Source organism: Haloarcula sp. CBA1131, from assembly GCF_008728975.1.
Lineage (GTDB): Archaea > Halobacteriota > Halobacteria > Halobacteriales > Haloarculaceae > Haloarcula > Haloarcula hispanica.
This window is the reverse complement of the sequence record NZ_RPCY01000004.1, coordinates 339,309-357,326: the sequence shown is the minus strand read 5'-3', so window position 1 is coordinate 357,326 and position 18,018 is coordinate 339,309. Positions and strand designations below refer to the sequence as shown.

Below are 18,018 nucleotides of genomic sequence, written 5' to 3'. Positions count from 1 at the left end.
CATCTCGCGGGGGAAACAGACACACCGAAACGCACCCGTCCATCTCATACACTAAAACTGATCGGTTCGCGAGTCCACTCTCCCTGTGACATCCCCTCAGCCGAAGAGAACCGGCGGCCTTCGCACACAGCATATCGCCTCTCTCTTTGGACGAAAACCGCGATCTGCAAGCCGAAATGACACCCTCAAATAGCAGATGAGCCGTGTCGTACCGATTTGAGCGCGTAGAAGGCATCCCGAGAAATCCCGTGATAATGCTGTAGTTTCAGAAATTGCTCGACGGGATTCAGAAGGAATGATTTCTACTCAGCAACGGACTTTTGAAAGTCTCTGCCGGTGATAGGTTTCACCGGCCGTGTTGAATACAGGATGCGAGTACAGCATGTGATTTTTCCAAGGCGTTGACAATGCAATCCCTCAGTACAGTGTCTGTAATACTCACTCTGTTCGCGCAGTCTGGCCAGAGCAGCGCTGACTGGCTACCTCACCGGGTTCACCACGGGGAGCCGACCCGAGGAGATTATCCGGCGAAGGAGGACGACGATACCGTTCTCCAGGCCGTTGGCGAAGACCGCCTGTTCGTGTGATTCGTCGGGGTCGGCGTCCGGGTAGAAGGAACTGACCAGCAACGTCGTGCGGTCGACCAACAGCAGGCGGCTGATGGCAATCTCGTCGTTACTCGTGGGACCCAGGAGCCAGTCCAATTCGGTTTCGAACACCTTCACGGATGGCAGCTCGGTACCGAGTTTGGCAATGATTGCGTCCGTCTGGCCACCGATGATCACGTCGACGCCGCGGTCGACTGCATCGTGGAGTCGGTCGTACAGCGCCTCCGTCAGAAGTTCCTCCTCGACGACCAGCAGGACGATCTCCGAGTTGGCGTCCTCAAGCAGCGTGTGTGTCCGGGACTCGATGCCATCGTGGCCGGACAGCGCCCATACCTCCTGCATTCGGTCGTTGTTCTCGCCCTCCGGCTGGGGGTCGAGCGCTTCGAGGTGTGACTGGAGGCTGTCGATCCGCGTGTCGTACTGTTGACGCAGGATCGCGGTCGCCTCTTCGATGCTGACCGCGCGAAACTGTTGAGGGCTGGAGTGCTGCACTTCGACCAGCCCCTTTGACTCCAGCACTCGGACAGCGTCGTACACCCGGGTCCGCGGAACCTCCGAAGCCTCACTGATTTGCTTGGCCGTCCCCGTCGAGAGTTGGGTCAATGTCAAGAAACTCCGCGCCTCGTACTCCTTCAGCCCGAGGTCCTGGAGCAGAGTTACCGTCTCGGCTTTGAGTTGTTCAGCTGTCATTAGGTGGTCCTGTCAAGTTTGACTGACTGAGAGAGGTACCAACGACAGAACCTGTCAATATAGTGACGGAATTGGTCACCGTTTCGGTCGATTCGGACATACCGTAGTAAGGACGCCGACACGAATAAAGTCGGTTACCCACACAGTTGTCATATTTGGAAATTCCAACTCAAACTGGCTATCGGTGGATATTTTGAAATTAGAATGTGATTTCAGTGCCGGTAGACGCGGAGATATTTGAAAATTTCAATCGGTCTCCCGGTTATCCTTGATCGGTGACCGACCCGTCGTCGGTGCCGTCATCCTGCCGCGCGCCGGGCCCCGACTGTGGATAGAAGTGGTCCCATGACTGGACTTGTGTCTCGGAGATGATCTCGGAGCTGGTGATTGTCATGCCCACGTCCGCCAGTTCGTTGCGGATCTCTTCGATTTCCCTAACCGTGCCGGCGACGACCTCGACGTGGACATTCCGTTCGCCCCCAAGCAACTCGCGGGTGGTTACCACACCGCGAATATCGAGGATCTGATCGGCCAACGAGTCAAGCTTATTCGGATTGACTGTACAGACGAACATGACGTGGAGGGGGTAGCCCGCTTCCTCGTAGTTGATCTCGGGGTGGTAGCCCCGGATTACGCCCTTCCCTTCGAGCTTGTCGAGGCGATTTCGGACCGTCGTGGAGGTCACATCCACCCTCTCACCGATCTCCGTATCGGTCTGGCGGGCATTGAGCTGAAGTTGGTGCAAGATGCTCCGGTCCACGTCGTCGAGTGGGGAGTCGTCCATGCGATGTCCTTGGACGGGGCGACTGAAAAGTCCGCATGGGCCCATCACGAGCAAGAGAGCAACCACGGCCGTCTCTATCCGAATCACGACGATCTCGTCAACAAAGGACTGCTCGAGAAGGGTGAACTCGACAAGCGGACGAGCGTATACACAGTCACACAGCGTGGTAAGCGTGAAATAGAGGCACGACAGGAGTGGGAAAGCCAGTATTTGGAGAGCAAAGAATCGGTTCCTGCGTAGCACCCACCGGTCTGTCGGAAGCGATGGTCATCCCGGAGGAATCCCTCCTGTAGTAGACAAAAGGGCCTCAGTCCGCGGGCTGTGCCTCCGTAGCTGGTGTCCCGCTTGGAAGCTCGGGAATGGACAGGTCCACGCGGCGGAGTAGCTGTGCGTTGATCGCGACGATTACTGTACTCAAAGACAGCAGAAGCGCACCTACAGCGGGGGACAGCAGAGTTCCGATCGGTGCCAATACGCCTGCTGCAAGCGGAATAGCGAAGACGTTGTAGCCGGCCGCCCAGACGATGCTCTCCTGCATCTTCCGGTAGCTCGCCTTGCTTAGCTTCACGAGTCGCACCACGTCCATCGGGTTGTTCTGGACGAGGATGACGTCGGCCGACTGGACCGCAACGTCGGTACCGCTCCCGATCGCAATGCCGACGTCCGCTCGCGTCAGCGCCGACGCGTCGTTGACGCCGTCGACGACCATCCCCACAAGCTTGCCCTGGTCTTGGAGTTCTTGGACTTTCTCGTCCTTGTCCTCGGGGAGGACTTCTGCGAACACCGTATCGATGCCCAGTTCATCGGCGACCGCTCCGGCGACGTCCTGGGAGTCGCCGGTCAGCATCGCCACCTCGATGCCCAGATCGTGGAGTGCGTCGACGACAGCGTAGCTTTCCTCGCGGATCACGTCGGCCATCGCGAAGGCAGCGATCAACTCTCCTTCGCGAACGAGATACACCACTGTCTGTGCGTTCTCGCCGGCCTCATCAGCGAAACGCTGGAGGTGATCGGAGACATCGCTATCGAGTTGAGTCAACAAGTTCGGCCCGCCGACGTACACCTCGTTTCCTTCGACGCTCGCGCGAACCCCTCGCCTTTGATCGCCTCGAAGTCGGTCGCGTCAGGTGCGCTAAGATCACGCTCGTCAGCTGCCTCGCGGATGGCTCGTGCAATCATGTGTTCGGAATCACTCTCGATTGCGAATGCCAAACAGTTTGTCGACGGGGACTCACGATCAACTGACGATAGTATTCTCGCCTAGCAGATGGTGGAGAGGAACGGAACAGACAAACTCCACTCCTTACGAGGATCGATCGACCGATCAGCGCTCCTCACGGTTCGTGACATCATCGAGAGAGAAGAGCCGCTCGCAGCGCCAACGCTAGACGGCTATCTCAACCCGACGGTTCTGGAAGTCCCACTCGGTGACGGCCGCCGTAGTGCTGACTCCGCCCGAATTGATGTTCAGTGGACGACTCGAGCGGACTACAAATTTCACTATACGGACACTGACGGTGTGAATTTCCGCTGGGACAGTCATCCACATGGCGGTGATTACATCTCCGTTCCAGGTCTCGAATACTATCATCCGCCCCCTGACGCCACTTCCGATCCAGACGATATCGAAGAGTCCTGCATCAAGCAGTCTGTCGAAGCACTCGTCACTCGTGCTGTTCTCAAACTCTGGCGTGTTGCCTATCATGCAGACTCCTACGACCCGCTGAATGCTGCGAGTAATCCACCGTAATCGAGGTGGAGGCCCCACTCTCAACGAGCGAGCGGAGCTATTGCTCTCACGAGAGGGGGGAGTCACTCACAGCAATTCGACCCACTCGGGAGCGCAATCGTGTGTGCCGCCGTAGATCGAGCGCTCGGGATACTGGTCGTCGGCAGCCTCGACAGAGACGATCACGTTGCCGCCGGAACACGAAATTTCTGCACCGGTTCCGACGACTGCATCGAGTGGGCCGTCTCCGTCGGTCCAGTCAGTTCTGACGTGGTCACCGCGGTCGAAGTCATACTCCTCGAAGGAAGGTGCTGTGGTACTCATGATCTCCTCCGGCTTCGGGGGAGACACAAAACCTCAGCCGTTCACCGGTCGGTCATGCACGTCGAACACGAATCGTATCGTACCAAATTGCACTCCCATCTACGAAAACAGAGGTTTTCGACCACACAGGTGAGACTACACGACGTCACATTCGGATAGCGCAGCCAAACACTCAATAATCGGGTTATCCAACAGACGAGTATGGCTACTATCGAAATTGATGAAGAGGTGTATGAGGCGCTCCAGATTCCTGAGGGAGAGCGGCCGCAGGCAATGAAACAAGAATTGGCTGTCTCGCTTTACGCGCGTGATGTCCTTTCGTTCGGGAAAGCGCGTGCATTGGCAGAACTGTCTCACCGAGAGTTCCAGACATTACTCGGAGACCGCGAAATCCCACGCCATTACACCGACACTGAACTTGCCGAAGACCTCGACTATGCCGAATAACGAGCTTGTAGTCTCGGACACGTCCCGCTGCTGAATCTTGCACTTATCGACCAACTCACCCTTCTCAAATCGCAGTTTTCGAGCATCACCATTCCGCGTCAGGTGTGGGACGAACTCACTGATGGAGAGGCAGGTGTAGACGCGCTTCGCTCGTTGCGTGACGATGAGTTCCTGACGATCACCGAGGTCGAACAGTCGCACCTCTTCACTGAAATCTTCCACGAGCTGGATCTCGGGGAAACAGCTGCTATTTGTCATGCCATCGAGCACGATGCTGACCTCATCCTTTTGGATGAAAAAGACGGTCGACAGGTCGCTCGGAGACACAGCCTGACGGTAACGGGAGTCATCGGGATACTACTCCGCGGAGCCAATGCTGGAGACATTGAATTAAAACACGAACTTGACGCCCTTCGTGACGCTGGCTTCTGGATCTCTGATGAGCTGTACTCAAAAATTCTTTCTGAAGCAACGGAATAGTTACCGCTCCCACGGGAAGAAGCCATTCCGCTCGCGATAGGCACTGATCTGGTCCTGAAACTCTTGTTCTTGGAAGTCCGGCTCGTCGCCGTGGATATCCTCCGGTGAGACGCCGTCGGGAAGATGTTCGTAGTCCGTGACGTCCTCCGTGTCATCCTCTTGGTCGGGTTCGTGTCGGTGCTGTCCACACTCCCTGCAGGTCCAGATCATGCGGTCAAGGTGTGGATGGCACTCGAAGCCATCGAGTCCGTAAGATTCGTGTCCCGTCACGGCGCCACATTGGCGACAGTGGAACCCGATTCCGATTATCTCCGGTTCGGCTCTTGCCTGATGGCGCTTCACAACGCCGGGAACAAGCCAGTACGTGCCGTCGTCCTCCCGGAACTCATCCGTGAGCTGCTGGAACTCCGAGCGGTCGGTGACCGGCGACCCGTCCTCGAGGTAGATCCGTGGCTGGACGTCGTCCTCATCCCCGTCCCAGTTGGTCTGTTCGTCGGCTGTCTCCAAGAGCGCCTGTCCGGGTTCCGCGTCGACCGTGGTTTCGGTCGGCAGGTCGGGCCAGCCTTGCGTGAGAGTGGCGGCTGGCTCAGTTCCGAAGGCTGCTCGACACTTCACGGTTCCATGGGAGGTGTCTTCGCCGCTCGCGATGCTGTCGGAAACGGAGAAGGCCGCAGCGCCGAGCGCTCGTGCATGGAAGTCAGTGTTCGCTTCGACGAGCGCGAGTACTACCCGCCCGAACGTCCACTCCCCAAGTGGGCTGCTATCCTGATCGTCGAACGAAGTCTCTGAGATGCCGGTTTGAGCACAGAACGGACACTGGCGTTCATCCCGTGGAATGGCCTGTCCACAGGTCCGACAGGTGCGAGCATCATCCTCTGTACGGTCGGGATATCCAGTGGAGTCGAGGACTCGTTCCTGTCCGTTTCCTCTCGTTTCAGGATCGGAACTCGCGGCACCGGGGATATCCGCGGGTCGTACTCAGGATTCCGGTCAGTCACACGCTTGGTTGCGGTCGTCATCGCATTTAAACCCCGGCCCCGAGGGAAGCACAAACCGACAGAGAGCGAGAGTCTTGCCTGATCCAGTGAAACAGCTGTCGACCTGATGATGTTGTCACTGGTTGCCGTGCAAGATGTAGAGGTTCCATTCAGCACTGGGTTCGCGTGTATTTCTAGTTTCGTTGCGTGCTCAATTCCCGTCTGACGTACCGCTCGCGAGCCACCTCGTGAAGCTTCCCTCGGTTCCAGAAATCAGCGTTGGGTGCAGCCACACCCTCGAACGCATCACGGTTTAGCCACCGGTCGCGAAGTTCCGTCGTGATCACGCCAGTGCCGCTGCAAAGACTACAGACGTTGTTCACGGGGTTATGCATACAACGGCCCTGCGCGTGACAGAAGTCGTCGATGCACTCAACCTGTTCACCGTCGCCACCACACTCGATACACCGAATCCAGTCAACGTCGTATCACGAGCAGAGCGGTCTGCGGTTGCCCCCTCACGCCGACTCACCTCCCAAGTATGCCGTGTGGCACAAACTGGTTTTACAAGCCCTGAAACCGTTGTACTCGAATATGGACATCGACTTCAGACTACCCGACATATCGCCTGTCTCGATAACCGTGGTTAAAAATTTGAGCCTGTCGTGGGGAGATTCTACCCAGAACCCGGATGACAATAGCGACGATGACGACAGCGATGGGAACAGCGATTCGGCCCCGGCCGTAACCGACATCTGGGGGAAATCTCCCAGAGCAAAACGCTGGGCAAAAGTCGATCGGCCATACCACCCAGGAGACCGCCGGTAGTCGAAACAGCACTGTTCACGCTCAGTACCGTCGTTACAGCCACCGTCGCAGTAATCCAGTTAGCAGGTGAAGCCGACGATGGTGATGATGAGGACGGCAAAGGAGGAAGTGACGGCTCAGAACCAACCAGATTCTACCCAATGGACGAATTCGCAAAACGCCGGATTCGGCGGTAGTGATCAGTGCTTTCCACACACTGTGCACAAGAATCGGGTCTCATAATTCCTGAACCAACCATACAAAATAATAGAATCCAACTGACTGGGTTTTTGTCTGCCAAGTGGCATACGCACTTAAACTGTCGATACAGACGAAATACCTATCCACACAGTGAATCAACTACGGCCATGGACCGGCGCACGTATCTCGCTATCATCTCTACAGCTTCCGTAGGAATCGCAGGCTGCAGCCAGCTCAACTCTAACTCAGGACCACCCGAAAACACTGAAACTCAAACTGCGACCGACACGACCACAACGGAGACCTCGACCCCGACCGATACCGAGACGCCGACGCCAACAGAAACGGCGGTAAACATCCCTGATGACCCTGTGGCCGCAGTCGAAATGTATCTGCAAAAATACTACGAAGAGGGCGACAGAGAATGGGTGAACGAGTTCCGTGCAGACAATGGGAATAGAGAACCGGCTACAGAGGAAGATATCGAAGCACTCCAAGAAGTTGATGTTACAGTCAACAGTGTCGAGTTGGTCGAAGAAAACCAAGACAGCGCAGTGGTTACAACATCTCTTGAATTAGAATACGATGACGAATCTGCAACAGGGACGTTCCGACTGGAGTTACGCAGAATTGAGGGTGAATGGCGTCTCTGGGACTCTAGAGAGTCTGACGACGGAGTGGTTGTATCTAACATTGATTTCCAGCAGTCTGATTTCGGTATCCAGTCGATAGTCAGGATAGAGAATAACACAGAGCAAAGAGTAAAGTTGGACGTTCGTGTCGAAGCTTATGAAGGCGACTTACTGCTTGACTCTGGCTCGGCAACAGGAGAGGTTCCAGCTGGCCGGATTTTAGAGGTTGAGGATATTTATTTAGAGGTTGATGAGGCGCGAGTGACTGAGTATGATGTGTTAGCGAGGCAGATTGGGGCATCTGAGTATACTCGTGTTTCTGGTGGCAGTGGCAAGACCTTCAGGGAGAAACTGAATAGCTGAGAGTGTCGTACTCTCACTGAAAACAATCCACGCCGATATACTGGGCGACGGGTTTGAGATCGACGAGCTCTGTCGGGGCCTCATCATTGACAGGTAGTACTCTCGACTTCGGGGCTCCCTCTATGCGAGATACGCGCTGTGCATCTTGCACAGCCCGATCTACCAACCTCGAGACAGATACCAGTGTTTTGCTGTCTTCGGTAAGAGCCGAGACCAAGACAGGACGAGTTGGCTACTCGCCGTCCGTGCTGTCTGTCACTTCTGCGATGAACGTGTCCGTGGCCCTGTCCAGATCATACTGGTTGATGAGTTCGAGGGCAGCCAGCGCTGCGCCTGTGTCTACGAGGTCTGCGGCGAGCAACCGTTTGAGACGAAGAGTGCCTTTGTGGGCACGGTCGGAATCTGAACCGCGCATCTGGGTAAATTCCATCAAGAGTCGTCGCCAAGCAGTCGCCGAGCCGGTCACCGTGAGATTCCAGTCCGGGGCTTCATATCTAGAGGACGACTGCCGGCGGTAGTGGCCTTCAAGTCTGTCGAGCAAGTCGTCGATGATCGTGCCCTTCTCAACGGTCCGTCCGTGTATGGCGTAGTCTGGGTCGACGAGATTGCGCCACTCGTCGGAGGAGTCGATATCGTACTCGACAGCTAGCTCGACCTCGACTGTTTCGAGACAATCGGCCTTCCCGGGTTCATTCACGCGCCGAAGTCGATCTGCGGTCCCCTCGGCGCGGACTGTAAGGTCTGGGAACTGCGCTTCGCTGGATGCTGATTGCTGTTCTCCGGTCTGATCGCTGTTGGTGGTCTTTGATGCCATGGGTACTGTCGGGACGCTCTCACTGGACCGCCCCGCACCCGACCGGGGGTGCAAAAAATTGCTATCGGCTTACGAGATCAATCGCTGAATATAGTTTCTTCACCTATTCAAGTGAGTGAAACAGCTGTAGCGTGTACCTCCGCACATGGTGGTATCACGTCTCTGAGAGACCTCACCCCACGGCAAATTTAGAGGCAAATTATTTTAGCGACTACCCCGAACCTGTACATATGTCCCACGAAGTCGAAGACGAAACGACAGTGAACGAGAGCTATTCTGTGACGGTCCCAGCAGCGGTACGGAGAGAGGCTGGTGTTGAAGCTGGTGACAAAATCCGCTGGCATGTCGACGATGACGGGAAGCTTTCAATCAAACTCGTCAAGCAACACTATGGAGCGTTCTCACAACTAGAGCCAGTCGACGTAGGCGAACCAACTGATGCCGCTGACGACCACGATCTCATTGCTGGAGACTACTGATGGCCGCGGTTGTTGTCGACGCAAACGTCCTCATCGCTACTCGTCTCTCTCGCGATCAGAATCACGAACGTGGCAAAGCAATTACACAGGCGGTAGACCAAGGAGTCCTCCCGACAGCGTACATCCTGAGTGACGTGCTCGAAGAGGTCATCAATTATCTTCAGGCAAGGGCTGGGCACAATGTTGCGACTGAAACGCTTGATGCTATCATCGAGAGCAGCGGGTTCTCACTCAGACAGAGTTCAAAATCTGATTTCGACACTGGCCGGTCGCTGTTCCGACGCTACGAGTCCCTTTCACTGACTGATGCCATTATTGTCGCAACGATGCAACGAGAAGAGATCGAATATCTCTACAGCTTTGACGACGGATTTGACGGTGTTTCCTCACTCACTCGCCTCACGACACCTGATAACCCGTTTGAGCAGTAGCACCTCTGTCCCGACTACAGGAAAGCTCAGTATACCAATGAGCGCTTATTCGGTCGCTGAAGACGTGTGATAGGACGCCCCGGAGTCAAACGAGGTCAACTCCTCGATGCGGTCTTCGAGTTCCGCAATCTCGTCTTGGAGTTGCTGAACTTCGTCATCGTCAGCATCGCTGGCGACAAGGCGATCTTTCAGCCCCTGAAGCCGGGTCTCTTTGGTCTCCTCGTCAACATCGGCTTTGCGGACGTACTCGGTACTCTCGATATCGTACAGATCTGTCTCAGACAGTTCAGTAACCTCCAGAGCATCGTCTACCTTGTCTCGATCAACACTCGTCACGCGCTCACGGTCAATCCCGGCAGCCTCCAGTGCGTTCAGCACAGTCTCCTCATCTTTGAGCGAGCGTTGGCGGCGTGCGGTCCGCTGGACGGAGCCAAACTGCCCGCTGACTGGCTGATCGTGATGGAGCCGACTCAGGATGACGTCAGCGACCGCTTTCCGAAGGTCGTTGGCACTCCGCTGGACATCCGACAGCATCGTGTACAGGTCCACCAGTGTATCCGTCTCGATATCGCCAAACGTGTCGACGTCGTGGCGCTCAAGCGCATCAGTCAATAGAAGTGCGTCGCTGTACACCTGCAGATCCGGTTCAGTGCGCTCGGTTTCTTTATCCTCATCGCCGGTCGTAGCGATCTGTGTCGTGGTTTCGAGGTCGCTCTGTCGGATGATGCCGGCATCTTCATCAATCTCTATTCGTGGATGGAGCGACCAGACCGTAGCGAAGGGTTCGGCGTCGGGTGGCAATCGGTCAAGAGCGAACTCCTGATTTGGTTCGTCATGCACTCGCCGAAACAGCGTTTCGAACTGTTCGCGCTGGAGTGGTCGTGTCTCATCCTTTTCCACGTAGTCGACGATGATTCGGTGTTCCTGTGTCTCACTGATCCGGAATGGCGTATGTGAGAGTGGCGTCACCAGCACTACATCAGGTGGGAGTTCATCAGCCTCCTCCAACAGCGTGTGCCAGTTGACACTGAACGACATATTCGATCCAGTACTGCCACCATCAAATGACTACTGCTCACGCGTGCAGACACACCACCATTTCCGGTGAAAAACCACCAGACAGCAGTAGTGTTTACACTCGAAACACGGTGTGGTGAACCTGGGATGTGACCATGCTCAGCGCAGGAATGGCCTACACTTCGAGTGGCTCCATCGGCTCGACCTCGAATGTCAGCAGATGCGACCGAAGTTGGGCGTAGGCCCCGTCGCCGTCAGTGGTGACGCAGTACCGGTTCAGCCGGGCCTCACGAGGATTGCCGTCGTTCTCTTGCCACTCTTCCAGCGTAAACTCAAGCGCCTCCAACTCGCTGTCAGCGTCTTCAAAGACGGCCGCGACCGATGGCGTCCCGTGGTTGTCAGCGACGTATGCGACCTTGACAGCGTCGTGGTTGGCGTCAAGTCTCGTCCACCCATCGAGCGCTTCCGGCGGGTCCTCGGCGAACTGCTCGATTTCGCGCTGAGTCAGCTCGGCTTCTGCGGCGTCGCGCCACGCTTGCTTGATGTCCTCGGCTTGGGACCGCTCGATCTCCTGAAGGACGTCGCTGTCGATACAGTCGGCGGCCCACGCAAGCACGGTCTTGGCCTTCTTGTGCTTCTGCTCGGGTTCGCCGTTTAGCTGCCCGAAATTCATCTCCTGAGGAGACATCAAGAGAACATGAGTGCGCCAGTAGCCGGGGTCAGCGTCGCACTCTTCACCGGCATCGGGAGCCCACGACTCCATCGAGGTCCGGACTTCCTCGTTATGGCCGAAGCCAGTTCGGACGCCGCCGGCGCGCAGGATTCGTTCCGCGAGGTCGATAGTTCGCTCACGCTCATTAGCAGGCGCTTCGTCTGGACGGTCAACGTCGGCGTAGAATGGCAAGCCGACGTTGTCGATGATCGTCTGTTCGTAGTTTGGACTGAGTGGCGGTTCCTCGACGAAGATCGGATCGAACGGTGGTTCGGCTGTAGGCAACATACTGGAAAGCCTCCAGCCAGTGAGGCAGCACAAAATCGCTCTGAGGCGGGTCAGGTCGAGAGGTACTGGTCGGCAGTGTCACCGTGGTTCGCTTCTAGAGCGTCCCAGTCAGCCATCGAATCGTACTCTGGGCGGATCTCACTGTCCAAGAGCATGTCGTCGGCGAAGGCTTGGACTTGTTCGTCGACGGGTGCGGCCTGCAGGTCACGCTCCTGGACGATGAACTGGATGCCGCAAAACGTGCGCCCGTCTGCTGCAAGCTGCCAGAGCATGAGCTTTCGATTCTGATGGGTTGCGAGTTCGGTCAGCAATGCGTCGTCTGTTGGATTGGACATCGTTTGGAGCCTCCACGCAAGAGGGGTTGATAAAATGAACATTGTGGATAAGATGAAGTAGCAGTACAGTGTTTGAAAAGGGGATTAAGTGGAATTACGCTAAGTGCGAACGGATAAGATTATGACTCTCGCAGGTGGCATTTGGTTTGACAGGATGTACGATGTGAATAGCTTCAAGCGCGATATGATGGTCGTTATCGCAGGTATGGACAGTCCGATGGGGACAGAATTGACCGCAGAACTGCAGGAGTACTACTCTGAGGAAATCACAGTAGGACGTGTCTATCCACAGCTGGATGATCTAGTCGAAAAGGGACTTATCAAAAAGAAGGCTAAGAACGGACGAGAGAACGAATATCAGTTGACGAGGCGTGGTGTGCGAGATCTTCAAGCCCATCGGGAATGGGAGGACGAGTACTTGGCTCCGATTGATGAGCTATCCGCATAGAAGGTGTGAGTGGTAGCTGCGACTTCTATAGAGGTTTTTCATCGCCCTAAACGGCAGTTTAATACTAATCTTAAATTAGACCTATTCTGAATCTATCTCAAACTTTCGTCGGGCCTTGTCAGCGACCTCGGGATGCCGATTCGCCAACCGCTCTAGCTGGTCACGGAACTCGTTGCCCAGATCGACGTCAACGCCATCGCTCGCACGAAGCTCATCGTAGAAGTGCTTCATTTCGGGACCGATAGCGAAGCCAATCGTCTGGTCACTGCTCCGACGGTGAACGTCTCACCGAACTCGCAGTTGGTATCACCCGGTGTCGGCGTTGGTTCCAGCATCGGTTCCAGGGTTGCCCGGCACGGGCGTCGCAGTGGCTGTGGCTCGGTGTCCGCCGTGTCAGCTGCGGCCGCCGCTGTGGACGCATCCATCGCTGGTGCTTCAGCTCCGCCGCTGTCGCCGCCTGCCCGGTGACGACCCATTCCCAGTGAAACCAGGAACTGACGGATATCGAATCTGAACTTCGCTCTATCTTGATTCAGCGAGAGAATCCCGCCCTTCCCGCGAAGGACGAGTGTTCCGACGCTCTGTCGGAACCGAGGACTAAGCAGGGCGGGAGTGAATCGCGTAAGCCTCTTGCCACAATCTCCGTGACTGTTGCCTGGCTGAATACCCAACGTAAGTATTTAGTGGGGTAGAAACGTACAAATTCTTGTGCGAACGGAGATAGATATGGAGCGCGGTGGCGACTTACACGAGCGGGTCAAAGAGTACGCTCGTGAGAATGGTATCCGCCATCCGCGTGCCTACCGCGAGCTAATCGAACAAGGGTTAGAGACGGATGAAAACGGCGACTAAGACGCTCGAAGCGACTCTTGCCCCGCCGACAGCACACAAGGAGCGGAAACTGTGTGACCTGCTCGACACCTACCGTGAGGGGCTACACGAGGGGTTCGACGCCGGGTGCGACACGATGAACGCAACCAGCGACGTGGTGACGCCCTACGACCTGCCGTATCAGGCGAAAGCGGCACTGTGCAACTACGTCCCACAACTTCACGACACCTACGACGCACAGGAGTTAGACGATGACCACCCGGTTCGGCTCACCAACCAAGCCGCCGAGTTTGACCACTCTCCGGCGCGAGACTATGAGTTCACATGGTGGGCACCGCAACCCGGTCGCGGAACGAATTTCTGGATACCGCTTCGTATCAACCCCGAACAAGAGGGGCTTTGGCACGACCTCGTAGACGGGGACGCATCCGCAGGGCAACTCCGCCTGCAACAGAATCGCACATCGTGGACGCTACACGTCACTGTCGAATTTCCGGTTGAAGAACCCGAGTACGCGACAGACGGCGACGACGTGACGCACATCGGTCTGGATATTGGTGAAACCGCCCTGATAACGGGCTGTGCCCTCAAGGACGGTTCACCAACTGGCCCGTTCGTGTGTGACGGGAGCCGTGCGAAGCATCTTCGCAAGGAGATGCACACGACTCTGAAACGACTCCAAGAGCGTGACGCCGCCGAGTGGCGGATAGACGAGCGATTCGACCACTACCAGAACGCGCTCACTGATATTGTCGAGAAGGCGTCTCGGCGGGCTGTTGAGTATGCCCGCCGGTTCGAGAAGCCGGTACTCGTGATGGAGAATCTGACGTACATCCGCGAAGAATTGGACTACGGTTCGTACATGAACCGGCGACTCCATGCGTGGGCGTTTGCTCGGTTACAGAACCGTGTCGAGGACAAGGCACGAGAGGCTGGTATCCCAGTCGAGTACGTCCGACCGGAGTACACCAGCCAGACGTGCCACGCTTGCGGTCACATCGGAAACAGAGCCGCACAAGCCACGTTCCGGTGTACCAACGACGGGTGCCACATCACGAAGTTTCAGGGCGATATAAACGGCGCAATCAACGTTGCACACCGGGCTGACCCGTGGGGAGAGAGCGTGCCGCTGAAACCGGCAGGCAATGACTCGCCTCGGGATGGGAGTGTCTGTGACAGCACCGCGACCCACCGAGAGACGAGCGAGAAACACTCGCAAATGACTCTCTCGGCGTTCCACGGGTCGGTACCCTCTACCAGCAACAGCGAAACTTAGCTGGTATTCCCCATGCGTGGGAAGCCGCGCCGTTCACGGCGCGGAGGATGTCACGTTGGCGCTCGTCTCCTGAGCCACGTTCACTGACTCTACACTAACTATTTCAGAATAGAATACTATTTCAGAATAGAAAATCATTCGCACTATTCACCACAGATTTAAGTTGAGAGGAGGTGATACTGCTGAATAGCATGGATGGCTCAAATAGTAAGAATAGCATAGATAGAACGAATAGTCCGAATAGCCCATATAATTCGATACAGACCGACGGGAACTCTCGGGCTGTATCGGTGTGTATGCTGAAGGGGGTGTCGGCAAATCGACGATTGCTGTCAACCTCGCCCGGCAGCTGGCCGCACAGGAGCACGATGTGCTCCTCATCGATCTTGATCCGAACGGCCACGCGTCCGTTGGTTTAGGCTTTGACGACCAGTATCACAACACCGAAGAAACTATCGGCGACGTCTTCTTCGACGATGCTGATCCGACCTCTGTCGTCTACGATACTGGCTACGAGTTCGACATTCTCCCGTCCAGCGAGGACTTAGAACAGGTCGAACGGGAGATCGTCGTCGGCGACGTGTTCCAACCCTCTGCACTGCTCAAGCGAGAAGTTGTCGACCCACTCCTCGGAGACACATACGATTACATCGTCACGGATTCGCCGGCGTACCGGTCCCGACTCACGGATAACGCACTCGTCGCGACGACGAATCTAGTGCTTCCGCTTGCCCCCGGAAACGAGGCGATGGCCGGCCTAGAGCGGACCATCGAACGACAGATTTCACCGCTTCGGCAGCATATGGACGTCGACGTCCTGGCGCTGGTTCCGAATATGTTGAGCGGCCGTATTGACCAGCAGACGCAGGATCGACAGTTGCTCGAACGGCTCAACTCGCATGATAATCTCCAAGATCGCATCCCGAACTTCGCGCGGATTACGGACTGGGAGGCCGTTGACGCCGGTGACCTCAAACCTTCACCGGGTATCCGGGACCGTACGAGCATCACGAAGGCCTACGGTGAGCGCAAACCGCTGCTGGACTTCGACCCTGACTGTGACCAGTTGAAGTGTTTCGACGAGCTGGCACACATCGTTGAGGCAGGAGAGGTGGTCCGTCATGTCTGAGGACGACCCGTTCGCCGACCTCGGGGAGACGCTCGAGGATGAACCGGATGACGAAACACAAGAGACGGATGAGGCGTCCGATTCGGAGACAACCGCGGAGGCCCCTGTACAAGAATCGGTCAAGCCCCGTGACCCGATGACCGATACTGCGTTCAGCTACGAGGCTGCCAAACAGCGCCCCTTCTATGCTCGTGAGACTACGATTGAGGACTTCGATTCCTGGCTGAAGTACGAATTAGAGCGGGAGCTCAACCAACAGGGCTACCAGAACATCGTCGTTCGCGAGATGACTGATGCACTTCTGCGAACCGTCGTGGAGGAAGATATCGTAGAAGAGGTGGCCGAACGGTTCGAACAAGCCCGCGAGTCTGCTCTTTCAGAACCGGACGAATAGCACACTATTTTAAAATAGAATACTATTCTACAATATCTCAACAGCAGTCTCAGAAAAGCCGGATCTCACCGTTGGACGGCAGGCTCAGTTGTGGCCTCCGCTGATAAAAATTGAGACCGACCTTCTCAATGCATGTGGAATTTTGACATAGTTCCTGAATAGTATGAAGGCGTAGTCTGGGATAGAACGATGGCACGAGACGACGCTGATCTACCGACGGAAGGAAGACTCTGAGCATGACGACCACCGCCAGTATTCAGTGTTCATGTCCAATCGCGGTAGTGGCTTCCTCACTGAGTATGGGTATCGGTGGGAGATCGAGAGCGGCTACAGATCGATTAAACGGTTCATGGCCGCGATGACATCGAAAGGCTTCGGACTCCGATTCTTTTATTTCGCGTTTGCGTGCCTGTTGTACTCGATTTGGCGTGCGGTGGATCTGCTCGTACAAGTCGAATTGACTGGTGAGTACGAACACTCGCCGATGGTGACGGCAGATGACACACTAACGTTGTTGAAGAAGGAGACTGGAATCGGGTAGGGATAACTCGATTTGTGGTCGCGCAGCGTCTGAGTGACTACGCTCTTGAGAATCTTCGAAATTCGGCGATATAGTCATTAGTTCAACATAAAATGGTGGTGAGAGCCAACTTGGAGTGGCTTCCGCTTGACGATTCGTCCAAATACACGCATTACAGCCACTCTAAACCCGCTGTAGTCTCATCTTTCCATACACGTTTCGGTGATATCGAAGTGCTACAAACGAACATCGATTTGCATCGATCAGGATTTGAGAGATGAGAGAGTACGCTCTATGCGTCGCATTCTAACTAATCCGAGGCGAGATCAGCCCCCGACATTAGCTAAAGACTTCTCGGACTTCTAAATACGGAAGTGTGGATTTTGGCCCCGCGCTGGCCTATAAAACAACTATTTCAGACATGGACCAAGCTAATTAATGTCTAAAATATCGATATCGACACTCAAAGTGATTACTATCGTTATAGTAGTTGGTTGAATTGGAGATAACGGGATCTCGTACTCTAGTGGAGTTTCCAGATGACACACTCAGAATGTCACTTTCAGACTTGTTACCAATCCACCCAAAATAATATTTGTACACTTGTTATCTAATGCTGGCATTTCTTTGCCCTACTTTCTAAAGCTCAGTTCACATAACAGATAGGTAGGGGTTGGCAAGAGCGAGTTTCGTGGCACTGACTGGTAGCTCTATTTCCTCTCACGAATTCTCCGCATCCATACGAATTTACTGGCGGTCTGTAGCAAACTCACCCGTTTCACTTGACTCATTAGCAACAAAACTACGGCGATAAGGATTAGAGCCTTGATTGTGTAATCGTTTCTCGTCCTGACTTAGTTTAAGACTGACCCTAAGTTTCGTACTTTGGGGATTCAACTCTCAGCGCACCCAATATCACGTAGTTCTCTCGGGCGCGCTTTATTTATCTTTGTCAAAGTTCGGTAGGTGCAGATGACGCTCTTCGGTCTCCTCATTACAGATTCTGACTAAGCGGAAGGGGGAGAGTCTTGTAGGTGCGGTCACGGTACTGACCGCAGTTCCACCTCTTGATTTTAACCACTAAAGGGTAAATTTTCCGTTACGCGGGAATTCGTCAATGTATAAAAAACGCACCTCGCTCGCTTATCCTTGCCCTATTTGTACCACTGAGTAGCACCCAATTTTGTAAATAGTAATATGTCAGCCCATATTTTCAGCAATTCACCCGGCTATACTCAATCACAACAGTGTGTTCACGGAGGTCCGGAAGACCAATAAAAAAAGTGATCTGGATAATCCGAG

The 18,018-nt window shown here is 55.2% G+C and carries 20 protein-coding genes and 3 pseudogenes; 13 read left to right on the top strand and 10 right to left on the bottom strand.

What is annotated here, in order from left to right:
- Positions 1-479: 479 nt before the first annotated feature.
- Both Har1131_RS19485 and Har1131_RS19480 read right to left on the bottom strand, forming a co-directional pair.
- Complete coding sequence (locus Har1131_RS19485; protein ID WP_050036505.1) at positions 480-1,298, bottom strand: TrmB family transcriptional regulator; 819 nt, start codon at positions 1,296-1,298, stop codon at positions 480-482.
- Between the two features lie 262 nt (positions 1,299-1,560).
- A complete protein-coding gene (locus Har1131_RS19480) occupies positions 1,561-2,082 on the bottom strand; it encodes an Lrp/AsnC family transcriptional regulator (protein ID WP_023842947.1) in 522 nt (173 codons plus the stop codon).
- A gap of 3 nt (positions 2,083-2,085) precedes the next feature.
- Between Har1131_RS19480 and Har1131_RS19475 the strand changes: the two genes are divergently transcribed.
- Positions 2,086-2,322, top strand: a complete 237-nt coding sequence (locus tag Har1131_RS19475; RefSeq protein ID WP_023842948.1) for a helix-turn-helix transcriptional regulator — start codon at positions 2,086-2,088, stop codon at positions 2,320-2,322.
- 67 nt (positions 2,323-2,389) lie between these two features.
- Here Har1131_RS19475 and Har1131_RS19470 read toward each other — a convergent pair.
- Positions 2,390-3,294, bottom strand: a pseudogene (locus Har1131_RS19470) (HAD-IC family P-type ATPase); the annotation flags it as partial.
- 55 nt (positions 3,295-3,349) lie between these two features.
- On the opposite strand from Har1131_RS19470, the gene Har1131_RS22825 reads away from it, so the two are divergent.
- Positions 3,350-3,832 (top strand): hypothetical protein, encoded by a 483-nt coding sequence (locus tag Har1131_RS22825; protein ID WP_014030985.1) that lies wholly within the window; start codon positions 3,350-3,352, stop codon positions 3,830-3,832.
- A gap of 66 nt (positions 3,833-3,898) precedes the next feature.
- Here Har1131_RS22825 and Har1131_RS19460 read toward each other — a convergent pair whose 3' ends face one another.
- Entirely contained in the window at positions 3,899-4,135 is a 237-nt protein-coding gene (locus Har1131_RS19460; RefSeq protein ID WP_050036504.1) for a hypothetical protein, read from the bottom strand.
- A 201-nt stretch (positions 4,136-4,336) separates the two neighbouring features.
- Between Har1131_RS19460 and Har1131_RS19455 the strand changes: the two genes are divergently transcribed.
- Both Har1131_RS19455 and Har1131_RS19450 read left to right on the top strand, forming a co-directional pair.
- Positions 4,337-4,582 carry a UPF0175 family protein gene (locus Har1131_RS19455; protein ID WP_050036503.1) on the top strand — a complete coding sequence of 82 codons (246 nt, stop codon included), beginning with the start codon at positions 4,337-4,339 and terminating at the stop codon, positions 4,580-4,582.
- 102 nt (positions 4,583-4,684) lie between these two features.
- Positions 4,685-5,062: a DUF3368 domain-containing protein gene (locus Har1131_RS19450; RefSeq protein ID WP_225308195.1), complete on the top strand. Its 378-nt coding sequence runs from the start codon at positions 4,685-4,687 to the stop codon at positions 5,060-5,062.
- Here the strand turns inward: Har1131_RS19450 and Har1131_RS22820 are convergent.
- Positions 5,063-6,081: pseudogene (locus tag Har1131_RS22820) on the bottom strand (hypothetical protein). It abuts the gene before it with no gap.
- A gap of 1,133 nt (positions 6,082-7,214) precedes the next feature.
- Between Har1131_RS22820 and Har1131_RS22005 the strand changes: the two are divergent.
- Entirely contained in the window at positions 7,215-8,042 is an 828-nt protein-coding gene (locus Har1131_RS22005; RefSeq protein WP_191907504.1) for a hypothetical protein, read from the top strand.
- Between the two features lie 232 nt (positions 8,043-8,274).
- On the opposite strand, the gene Har1131_RS19435 is transcribed toward Har1131_RS22005, so the two are convergent.
- The gene (locus tag Har1131_RS19435) at positions 8,275-8,856 is read right to left on the bottom strand and encodes a hypothetical protein (RefSeq protein WP_151147778.1); all 582 of its coding nucleotides are present in this window, start codon (positions 8,854-8,856) and stop codon (positions 8,275-8,277) included.
- Between the two features lie 230 nt (positions 8,857-9,086).
- On the opposite strand from Har1131_RS19435, the gene Har1131_RS19430 reads away from it, so the two are divergent.
- Positions 9,087-9,335 (top strand): AbrB/MazE/SpoVT family DNA-binding domain-containing protein, encoded by a 249-nt coding sequence (locus Har1131_RS19430; protein WP_004966486.1) that lies wholly within the window; start codon positions 9,087-9,089, stop codon positions 9,333-9,335.
- Positions 9,335-9,766 (top strand): type II toxin-antitoxin system VapC family toxin, encoded by a 432-nt coding sequence (locus Har1131_RS19425; protein WP_050038589.1) that lies wholly within the window; start codon positions 9,335-9,337, stop codon positions 9,764-9,766. Before Har1131_RS19430 ends, Har1131_RS19425 begins: the two co-directional genes overlap by 1 nt.
- Before the next feature lie 45 nt (positions 9,767-9,811).
- On the opposite strand, the gene Har1131_RS19420 is transcribed toward Har1131_RS19425, so the two are convergent.
- From Har1131_RS19420 to Har1131_RS19410, 3 genes are all read right to left on the bottom strand, one after another.
- Entirely contained in the window at positions 9,812-10,804 is a 993-nt protein-coding gene (locus Har1131_RS19420) for a hypothetical protein (RefSeq protein ID WP_050038588.1), read from the bottom strand.
- Between the two features lie 154 nt (positions 10,805-10,958).
- Positions 10,959-11,783 carry a hypothetical protein gene (locus tag Har1131_RS19415; protein ID WP_151147781.1) on the bottom strand — a complete coding sequence of 275 codons (825 nt, stop codon included), beginning with the start codon at positions 11,781-11,783 and terminating at the stop codon, positions 10,959-10,961.
- Between the two features lie 50 nt (positions 11,784-11,833).
- Entirely contained in the window at positions 11,834-12,118 is a 285-nt protein-coding gene (locus tag Har1131_RS19410; RefSeq protein ID WP_050007895.1) for a hypothetical protein, read from the bottom strand.
- Between the two features lie 121 nt (positions 12,119-12,239).
- On the opposite strand from Har1131_RS19410, the gene Har1131_RS19405 reads away from it, so the two are divergent.
- On the top strand, positions 12,240-12,566 hold the full coding sequence (locus tag Har1131_RS19405; protein ID WP_079980879.1) for a PadR family transcriptional regulator: 327 nt from the start codon (positions 12,240-12,242) through the stop codon (positions 12,564-12,566).
- A 227-nt stretch (positions 12,567-12,793) separates the two neighbouring features.
- On the opposite strand, the gene Har1131_RS19395 is transcribed toward Har1131_RS19405, so the two are convergent.
- Positions 12,794-13,042 carry a hypothetical protein gene (locus Har1131_RS19395; RefSeq protein ID WP_050007894.1) on the bottom strand — a complete coding sequence of 83 codons (249 nt, stop codon included), beginning with the start codon at positions 13,040-13,042 and terminating at the stop codon, positions 12,794-12,796.
- A gap of 232 nt (positions 13,043-13,274) precedes the next feature.
- Here Har1131_RS19395 and Har1131_RS22000 point away from each other — a divergent pair, with 232 nt between their 5' ends.
- The 5 genes and pseudogenes from Har1131_RS22000 to Har1131_RS19375 form a co-directional block, all read left to right on the top strand.
- Complete coding sequence (locus Har1131_RS22000) at positions 13,275-13,418, top strand: hypothetical protein (RefSeq protein WP_170095807.1); 144 nt, start codon at positions 13,275-13,277, stop codon at positions 13,416-13,418.
- Positions 13,402-14,673, top strand: coding sequence for an RNA-guided endonuclease TnpB family protein (locus Har1131_RS19390; protein ID WP_050038586.1), 1,272 nt, complete (start codon positions 13,402-13,404; stop codon positions 14,671-14,673). The genes Har1131_RS22000 and Har1131_RS19390 overlap by 17 nt, the downstream gene beginning before the upstream one ends.
- Positions 14,674-14,965: 292 nt before the next feature.
- Positions 14,966-15,802, top strand: a complete 837-nt coding sequence (locus Har1131_RS19385; RefSeq protein ID WP_151148278.1) for a ParA family protein — start codon at positions 14,966-14,968, stop codon at positions 15,800-15,802.
- A complete protein-coding gene (locus Har1131_RS19380; RefSeq protein WP_050007892.1) occupies positions 15,795-16,196 on the top strand; it encodes a hypothetical protein in 402 nt (133 codons plus the stop codon). Before Har1131_RS19385 ends, Har1131_RS19380 begins: the two co-directional genes overlap by 8 nt.
- 178 nt (positions 16,197-16,374) lie before the next feature.
- A pseudogene (locus Har1131_RS19375) lies at positions 16,375-16,737 on the top strand (transposase); the annotation flags it as partial.
- Positions 16,738-18,018 lie beyond the last annotated feature (1,281 nt).